The sequence below is a fragment of the Paenibacillus sp. NPDC056579 genome (assembly GCF_042793215.1).
Lineage (GTDB): Bacteria > Bacillota > Bacilli > Paenibacillales > NBRC-103111 > Paenibacillus_S.
The window spans coordinates 285230-293724 of sequence record NZ_JBHTVD010000011.1 but is presented as its reverse complement, the minus strand read 5'-3'; the positions used below and the strand labels follow the sequence as shown (position 1 = coordinate 293724).

Here is an 8495-nt window from a genome sequence, read left to right as displayed (position 1 = left end):
GGCATTTTTAGAGTGGGCAAAAGAAGCTTCAAGCGAACTGGCCGCATATAGACGTGCAGTGTAAAACGAAAATCCTCGTAAAATGCTGGAAAGAACAGCTATTCTACGATAGGCGTGAGTTATCTCAAGAACTTTCCGGAATTAGGGGGCCTAACCGAAAACACGGTTTTTTCAGGTGAAATTGGCAAATAACGGACTCCCTGTCCGATCACTCTGCTAAAGAAGCATCATTTCAGAAAATAACGGAATTCCTGACCGATAGATAGTACGGCCAAATAGTCTGATGGCAGCCTACATGGCACTCTTGACCAAAGGATTCTAGAACCAACAAGTTAGGATCACAACAAGCCCGATGTCCTGCACTTTTGTGCAGGACGCTATTTTTAGCACGCTAGTTTTATAAGATTCCGAGGTCCTTGGATTTTATGGACGCTCATCTTTGAAGCGATTAGTAGAAGTTTTCGCGCCAGGAAGCCTTAAGTTCGGCAAAGTGATTCGAGACGCGCATTTGACGATTACGTTCTCGGCTTAGCCCGGTTGGTCGGCATCGCGACGAGAGGGTCATCCGGCCAATAATGCTTCGGATACCGGCCTTTCAAATCTTTTTTCACCTCGAAATAGGCGTTGGACCAGAAGCTCGCCAAGTCTTTCGTCACCTGCACCGGCCGCTGCGCAGGGGAGAGCAGGTGCAGGGTGAGCGGGACCTTGCCGCGTCCGATACGCGGCGTTTCGGTCAGCCCGAACATCTCCTGGAGCCGGACGGCCAGCGTCGGCGCATCCGGGTCGCTGTAGTCGATAGGGATACGCGAGCCGCTGGGGACGACGATATAGGTCGGTGCGTACGCATCGAGCTCCCGCCGCTGATCCCAGGTGATCCACGCCTCGAGCATATCGGCGACGTGCAGCCGCTCCAGCTCGGCGCGGCTCCGCACGCCGTAGAGGTGCGGCGCAAGCCATTGGTCCAGCGCAGCGAGGAGCGCTGCATCGGACGCATCCGGCCATGCCGGATCGACCCGGTGCATGAAGCAAAGCCGCTGCTGAAGCTGCCTGGCGGCGCGAGTCCACGTGAGCAGCGACAGCCCCTCCTGGGCGATGCCTTCGAGCATCGCGGTTAATGCCAGCTGCGGATCGGGATTCGCCACCGGAGCGTCCTTCAGCAGCAGAGCGCCCAAATAGAGGCGCTTCCTTGCGCGGACGGACTGCGTGTCCGAATCCCACCGGACCGCGGTCTCTTCTATGAGCTGGTCGCTCAGATGACGCTCCAGCTCATGCTGCTCTACCGGAGCCGCCAAATAAATGCGGCTCTCCGCCCCGTGGTCGTCCAGCTCCGCGGCGACCAAATATGACGTGCTTGCCAGCGGCTGCACGTCCAGGAAAGCGGCCCCCCTGCCGTTACGCAGCAGGAAGCGCCCGTTCGGCCTTCGCTGCCCGATGCGGTCGGGGTAGGCGAAGGCCAGCAGGATGCCGCAGGCGTCGATGCCGCCATCCCCATCGCCATCGGCGCCTGCGGGGTAGAGCCTAAGCGAGCGCTGCCACTGCGCGGCTTCGGCCAGGATGCGCCGGCACGCCGCGGTGTCGACGCGGAAGCCCTGGTAAGCGGCAGGCTGCTGCCGCTCCGTGCGCTCGCGGGCGTGCCGCCGGAGCGCCTCGATCCGAAGGCGCAGGTCCGCGTCGGGCGCGGCGCCCTCGGATCGCAGAATGTCGCGCTCGTTCAAGAGCGCGGCAAGCTCGCAGGCCAGCCGGCCGAAGCCAAGGCTTGCAGCCTGCAGGAGCATGTGCGCAAGGCGCGGATGCAGGCCGAGCTCGGCCATGCTCTTGCCGTGCGGCGTGATGGCGCCTCCGTCGCCAAGGGCGCCAAGCCCTCGCAGCAGCTCGCGCGCCTGGGCGTAAGCGGCAGCCGGCGGCGGATCGATCCAGAGCAGCTCCTCTGGATCGGTCACGCCCCATTGCGCCAGCTCCAGCGCGAGCGGCGCCAGATCCGCCTCCGCAATCTCAGGCACGCTGCGCGGGTCCAGATTGCGGTCGTCCTGCTCCGTCCAGAGCCGGTAGCAGACGCCGGGCGCTGTACGCCCGGCGCGGCCTCGGCGCTGATCCGCAGAGGCGCGCGAGACGGGGACGGTCACGAGGCGCGTCATCCCCGTCCGCGGCGAGAAGCGGGGGACGCGCGCAAGCCCCGCGTCAATGACGATCCGCACGCCCTCCACCGTCAAGCTTGATTCGGCTATGGCCGTGGCAAGCACGATCTTGCGCTCGCCGGGCTTGCTCGGCGCGATGGCGACATCCTGCGCTTCCTGCGCGAGGTTGCCGTACAGCGGAGTGATTCGAACCGAACGGCTGCGCAGCGATGCGGTTTCGTTGAGAAGTGCCTCTACCCGGCGAATTTCCCCTTCTCCGGGCAGGAAGACGAGCAGGTCGCCGTCATCGTTCTCCAGCGCCTCGGCGATGCATCGTGCAGCCGCAGGCTCGATGCGGCCTTCCGGTTTTCTCGCGGCATATCGCGTTTCCACCGGAAAGCTGAGGCCCTCGCTCGTAATCACAGGCGCATCGTTCATCAATGCGGCCACCGGCTCCGCCTCCAGAGTAGCGGACATCACCAGGATGCGAAGATCTTCTCTTAACACAGCCTGGGATTGCAAGCAGAGCGCCAGTCCCAAATCGGCATGGAGGCTGCGCTCATGAAATTCGTCGAAAATAACGGCACCGACATCCTCCAGCGACGGGTCCTCCTGTAGCATTCGGGTCAATATCCCTTCGGTAATAACCTCGATCCGCGTCCGCGGTCCGACCTTGGTATCGAGCTTCACCCGATATCCGACGGTTTCCCCGACGCCTTCTCCCAAAGAGGCTGCCATATAACGCGCGGCGGAGCGCGCCGCCAGTCTTCGCGGCTCAAGCATCAGGATTCTCCGTCCCGCAAGCCATGGCTCGTACAGCAGCGCAAGAGGAATGCGGGTCGTTTTCCCTGCTCCAGGCGGTGCGACAAGCACCGCGTTGGTATGGATCATCAGAGTCTCCTTAAGAGACGGCAGTACGGCTTCTATTGGCAGCTTTGTCATCATTCCACATCTTCCTTACCAGTTTCAGTGCATAACGTCTGAGTTCATAGCGTATATTATACCGTTACTATCGGAGATAGAAAAATAAGAATCTTACAAGCCCGACCCTTTCTATCAAACTAGCATTCATGAACAGCTTTCGGGATGGCAGCAAGAAGAAAAACGCATGCACCAACAACTCGGGCGTATGGCTACGTACGAGCAGTTGATTCATGCGTCTATGAGAGACTTGCCGATTAATAAAGCGACAGAGCGAGAGTATCCCGTTCGTTGAATGAATGCAGGATCGCTTCACAGCCTACAATTTCAATGCTGATGATAGAATCCAGACATTTCTTGATGGCTTTTCGTCCTTTGCTTACTTTCGCTTCCAAGGCGGATTTCAGCAAATTGAATTTTTTACTTGTTTTATCATCGGTGTAAACGGGAATTGTTTTGTTATGGATAGTAATAAACAGCTTCATCAATGATCACCAACCCTAATATTGGATATGTAAATAGGATATATTACGATTATTAAAATAACATTAAAAAAGTTTTACAATTTGGCTACAGCCTCTACTTTTTTTTGTTATTTTACTAGTAAGACGGATAATAGCGGAAAAAGGTTACAGATTGTAGAAATATTTTTCGCTAAATATCCCCACTAAGTGGAGCATTGGCATCGAAGTCAATCAGATACTTTGCGGGGAGCCCCGATTATAAATTCTATAGAAGTAAAAAACCCGGGAAGCCGGCGGGGAGGCAACAGCTCCGATATGCCGCTTAACGGGTATTCGCTTTTTGAACCTTCGGCTCTAAAACGTATTGTAAATATCGTCACATTCTCCCGGCTTCGGCTGGTAAAAGCAGTGCTTCTTAAACCGTCCGACCAGCGGCTGATTATACCATGTGTCCGGACAATCACCCTGAGGGCGAAAATACCATAGGCTGAATTTGGACGGCCACACCCGTTCGCCGTTAACGGCTCTGCGGGCAAGCCGTCTCTCCCTGTCTCTCGGCGACTGATAGAAATACCCGTGCTGCACCGCTTCGAACGCATGCTCCTGATATATCATTTGGGGAATCGTTCGAATCCCTTTAAAATCGGAGCAGTCCCCGCGAATCCGGTTGATTCCGACATTTCCCACCATCAGCATTCCCTGCTCGCCTTCACCCTCGGCTTCCGCACGAAGCAGTCTGGACAGCAAGTCGATATCCTGCTGCCTGGCTTTGACAACGGCCATCGCTGCACCTCCCTGAAATTGATGTATCCCTATCCTATGTGGGCTAAGACTGAATTATGTGATATGTACAGCCTTATATCGACACGTTTCTTGGCAAGGAAGTCTTAAGCATTACAAAATAGTACAAACGCGTTTTGCTCCGTAAGCAAAAGAGTGCGATTGTAAACCAGCTCTCGTTCGAATAAGGTGGAAGCAGGCAAGATGCGGTTAGTAAACACAACGGGAATGTCCTGGAGGAGTTTACGTCCGCCTTTGAAATCTGTGAAAATACCTTTATTTCTAATCGAATACACAGGTTTCAACAGCGGCCGGAGGGGCATCCCACACCGGAGCGTGCTATCAAATTACGACATACCGGTTTTCTCAAGCCCGGCAGTTCCAAAGAACTGCCCCACAGCACAAGGAGAGGAAGATATAAGTTGCCATTACTACAATTTGACGAACAGCTTATTAAAGAAACCATCGACCGGATCGTACATCGTACGAGCAATATGGATTTCACATGGGACTGGCCGGCAGGCGTTGCCTTCTACGGGATCAGCCGCGCTTACGCCGCTACGACGAACGAGGCGTATTTAGAGATTATGACCCGCTGGGTCGATGAGCAGCTCGAAGAGGGGATTCCGCCGCTTACCGTGAATGCGGTATCGATCGGCCATACGCTGCTGAGCCTGTATGAGGAGACGAAGCAAGAGAAATATTTGGAGACAGCCATCGAAATGGCGGAGCATTTGAAGAACGATGCGGTTCGTTTCGCCGACGGCATTTTTCAGCATACCGTATCCCAAAATTACTATTTCCCGGAGCAGGCGTGGGTCGACACGATGTTCATGGCCGGCTACTTCCTGATTAGGATCGGAACGCTGCTGGGCCGCGAGGATTACCTGGAGGACGGGCTGCTTCAATACCACGGGCACGAGAGATTTTTACAAAATGCGGACACGAATTTGTATTTCCACGGCTGGGATCACACGGTGCAAAACAATATGTCGGCCGTCTATTGGGCGAGAGGCAACAGCTGGGCGGCTTATACGATGGGACAAGCTCTGGCTATCGTCGAGGTTACGCATCCGTCCTACATGAAGATGTACGATTCCCTGAGAGACCAGCTTAGCACAGTCGTTCGTTTGCAGGCGGAAGACGGACTGTGGCATACGGTGCTGAACGATACGTCCGCCTATACCGAAACCTCCGGTTCGGCTGGCCTGGCTGCAGGCCTTGTCCGGTTCAACGAAGCAATCGGATCGCCGCTGTATAACAAGCAGATTCAAAAAGCGATCGCAGGCGTGCTTGGACGCGTAAGCGCCAATGGAACGGTAACAGGCGTCTCTGCAGGAACGGCAGTCATGAAGGATGCGGAAGGCTACAAAGGGGTTGCGCATCAACGCATTCAAGGCTGGGGACAAGGACTTGCGCTTGTATTCCTTTCATCGCTGTTGACGTACAAATGGAAAGATAGCGAATAATTTTCCATCAAATCCTGCCGTGATAATCCGAGTAGAATAGTGTATATTAAAACCTACGACTTTCGTAGGTTTTTCTATTTTTCTGGAAATCAATCATTTTCAGACATCATAGATTATTTTTCAAAATAAAACGGTTGAAAACAAAAACAAATAAAGGTATGTTTATAATGCACGTGTTTGTTTTGCGATATTTCATTATTTAACAGATAGATTCTACTATATGGCTTGGTGGTGAATGGCATTGTTCGGTTCGATCAAATCACGGCTTGGCAGCTGGGGATCTCATTTTTATGGCGGCAAAGGAACACATTACCGAAAAATGCTCATCATGATCCTGCTGATCGCCAGTATCCCTGGTTTAATTACAGGCGCGATCATATACTGGTTCGTCGGCGGCCGGATTGAGAATGAACTGCTGCAGCTGCATAAAAATCAAATTATCAAGAGAGCGGAGAACATAGACGGACAGTTCGCCAACATGGAGCTTTCGATGTCTCATGGCGCGCTGGACACCAAATTCGATTACAGTCTGAAGGAAGTGGACTTCTTTCGTCAATTTTCCATAAGCCGCGATATTTCCAAAACGATAGTACTGATGCAGGGCGCTATGCCGCTGGCCAAACGGCTCGATTTGTATATCGACGGCATGCTGCCGGTCCATTTCAACCCGGAAATCAGTGTAACAAGCGAGAATACGGCGGAATGGAACGAATTTAAGCAGCTGAAGGATAACGGTCCGAACGTGTATTGGACGAACGTGTCCTCTCTTAGCAAAAATCCGGATGACAAGGATTTGGCCCTCGTTCATAAAATTCCTGGCGGCACCTCCGAGCCGTTCGGCTTGATGGTCGCCCGGCTGGATCACGATAACGTCGTTTCATTGCTGAAAACGGTTGCTCCCTACGATGAAGGCGAAGCTTTCATGATGCAGGAGGACGGCAGCATCCTTGTTTCGACGGGGGAGAAGAGCGATGCGTCTCCATTGATCGAAGCCGTTAAGCAGGAGGTCCTGAGCAAACATTTCCAACAAACGTCCTTTTTGTTCAAATGGGAGAAGAATACGTATTCCGTCTCCGCCGGAGCGCTGGAGAGAATTGGAGATAAATGGATTTACGTATCCATTGCGCCTACAAGCGCGATCAAACGGCCGATCGTGTTTATGTCCCAAGCCATCGTCCTAGTAAGCTGCGTAGGATTATTGCTGGCCGCGGTGCTGGCCTGGATCGCTTCCAGACGAATTTATTCCCCGGTCAATCAGCTGGTTCGGCTGTTAAGCGGCGGCAAATCGACCCAAGGCAATGAATTCGAGCTGATTGAGAAGCATTGGGAGCATTTGAACCGCGAAAGTCTGGAGCTGCAGAGCAAGCTCGCGAATCAGCTGCCGCAGGTGAAGGAAGGCTTCCTGCTCCAATTGATTCAAGGCTATTTGACGGCGTATTCCGAAGAAGATTTGATCGACCGCATGAATCATTACGGCTGGAATACGGCCGACAGGCAGTATAGCGTGCTGTATATTCAATTAATCGGCATGACGCAGCTTGATACCGTAGGGCGTTTTTCCCATGGGGACGAAGGACTGATTACGTTCGCGGCGGCCAATATGGTGGAGGAGCTCGCCAAAGAACGGTTCGAGGATTGCCATGTCATTAACTTTCATGATTTGACCGTCGGATTGCTCGTCAGCATGCCGCGCGGGCAAGCCTATAAAACGGAAATGTACCAATTAAGCGATACGCTGATGCAGACGATCAACCAAATTCTCAAAATGCAGGTGACCATTACTTTAGGCAAAGCGACGCCTTGCGTAAGAGAAATTCCACTGTTGTTCGAGGAATCCAAGCTGGCGCTCAGCTACCGCAACTTCGGCAACGAGAATCAGATCATCGATCTGGAGGCGCTGAGCAAGATGGAAGAGCAGCAGCCGTTCCAGTACCCGTTCTCGCTGGAGAGGGAAATCATTCAGTCGATGCGGATGGGGCAAGAAGAAGAGACGGACCAGCACATTCAAACGTTCATGGAAGCTCTGACGGCGGGAGGCGCCAAGGAGATGGACGTGCAGCAAGGAATCATGAATTTGTTAGGGTCTCTGGAGCATGCCATCATGCAGTCGGGGATGAATCCGAACCAGCTGTTCAAGTCCTCGAACATGTTCGAGCAGCTGTCTGCGCTGAAGGAACCGGAGCAAATCCGGACCTGGTTCATGAATAAAGTGATCCGTCCGTTCATTACGGCCATGGAGAACCGCGCCGACTTCCAGCTCAAGAAGATGATCGAGCAGGCGATGCTGTATATTCAAGCGAACTATATGAGCGATATCTCTTTGGACAGCTGCGCAGAGCATTGCGGCACGAATGCTTTCGTCATGAGCCGGACGTTCAAGCAGGTGTCCGGCAAAAACTTCATCGATTATTTGACCGATCTGCGGATGGAGAAGGCCAAGGAAATGCTGCGCAACTCCGAGCTGAAAATCAACGAAGTGTCGGAGAAGGTAGGCTATCAGCACAGCTATTTCAACCGTATTTTCAAAAAGTACGAGGGTGTCACTCCAAGCCAATACCGTGAGATGAGCCGCAAGGCATAACGCTAAAAACCCGCTCTGTGGAGCGGGTTTTTAGCTCCTTATCAAGAAAATAGTAGTTCTGCAAAAGAAGCGCAACCGCCCTAAATCTCCGAAACAAGAATGTCTAATTGCAAACAAATGGCCCATGCAACACAATGTGGCTATAGCACAACCGAATGACGAATCG

At 53.3% G+C, this 8495-nt stretch carries 5 protein-coding genes; 2 read left to right on the top strand and 3 right to left on the bottom strand.

What is annotated here, in order from left to right:
- Positions 1-515: 515 nt before the first annotated feature.
- The 3 genes from hrpB to ACFQ88_RS32260 form a co-directional block, all read right to left on the bottom strand.
- Positions 516-3056: an ATP-dependent helicase HrpB gene (gene hrpB, locus ACFQ88_RS32270; protein ID WP_379460954.1), complete on the bottom strand. Its 2541-nt coding sequence runs from the start codon at positions 3054-3056 to the stop codon at positions 516-518.
- A gap of 236 nt (positions 3057-3292) precedes the next feature.
- Positions 3293-3520 carry a 3-dehydroquinate dehydratase gene (locus ACFQ88_RS32265; RefSeq protein ID WP_239633853.1) on the bottom strand — a complete coding sequence of 76 codons (228 nt, stop codon included), beginning with the start codon at positions 3518-3520 and terminating at the stop codon, positions 3293-3295.
- A gap of 333 nt (positions 3521-3853) precedes the next feature.
- Complete coding sequence (locus ACFQ88_RS32260; RefSeq protein WP_379460932.1) at positions 3854-4282, bottom strand: cell wall hydrolase; 429 nt, start codon at positions 4280-4282, stop codon at positions 3854-3856.
- A gap of 419 nt (positions 4283-4701) precedes the next feature.
- Here ACFQ88_RS32260 and ACFQ88_RS32255 point away from each other — a divergent pair, with 419 nt between their 5' ends.
- The gene (locus tag ACFQ88_RS32255; RefSeq protein ID WP_379460930.1) at positions 4702-5748 is read left to right on the top strand and encodes a glycoside hydrolase family 88/105 protein; all 1047 of its coding nucleotides are present in this window, start codon (positions 4702-4704) and stop codon (positions 5746-5748) included.
- Positions 5749-5989: 241 nt separating this feature from the next.
- Complete coding sequence (locus ACFQ88_RS32250) at positions 5990-8329, top strand: helix-turn-helix domain-containing protein (RefSeq protein WP_379460928.1); 2340 nt, start codon at positions 5990-5992, stop codon at positions 8327-8329.
- Positions 8330-8495 lie beyond the last annotated feature (166 nt).

Bases quoted from the DNA above. Each gene is read 5' to 3' on its own strand.
- ACFQ88_RS32260 (WP_379460932.1), bottom strand. From the start codon at position 4,282: ATGGCCGTTGTCAAAGCCAGGCAGCAGGATATCGACTTGCTGTCCAGA.
- hrpB (WP_379460954.1), bottom strand. From the start codon at position 3,056: ATGACAAAGCTGCCAATAGAAGCCGTACTGCCGTCTCTTAAGGAGACT.
- ACFQ88_RS32265 (WP_239633853.1), bottom strand. From the start codon at position 3,520: ATGAAGCTGTTTATTACTATCCATAACAAAACAATTCCCGTTTACACC.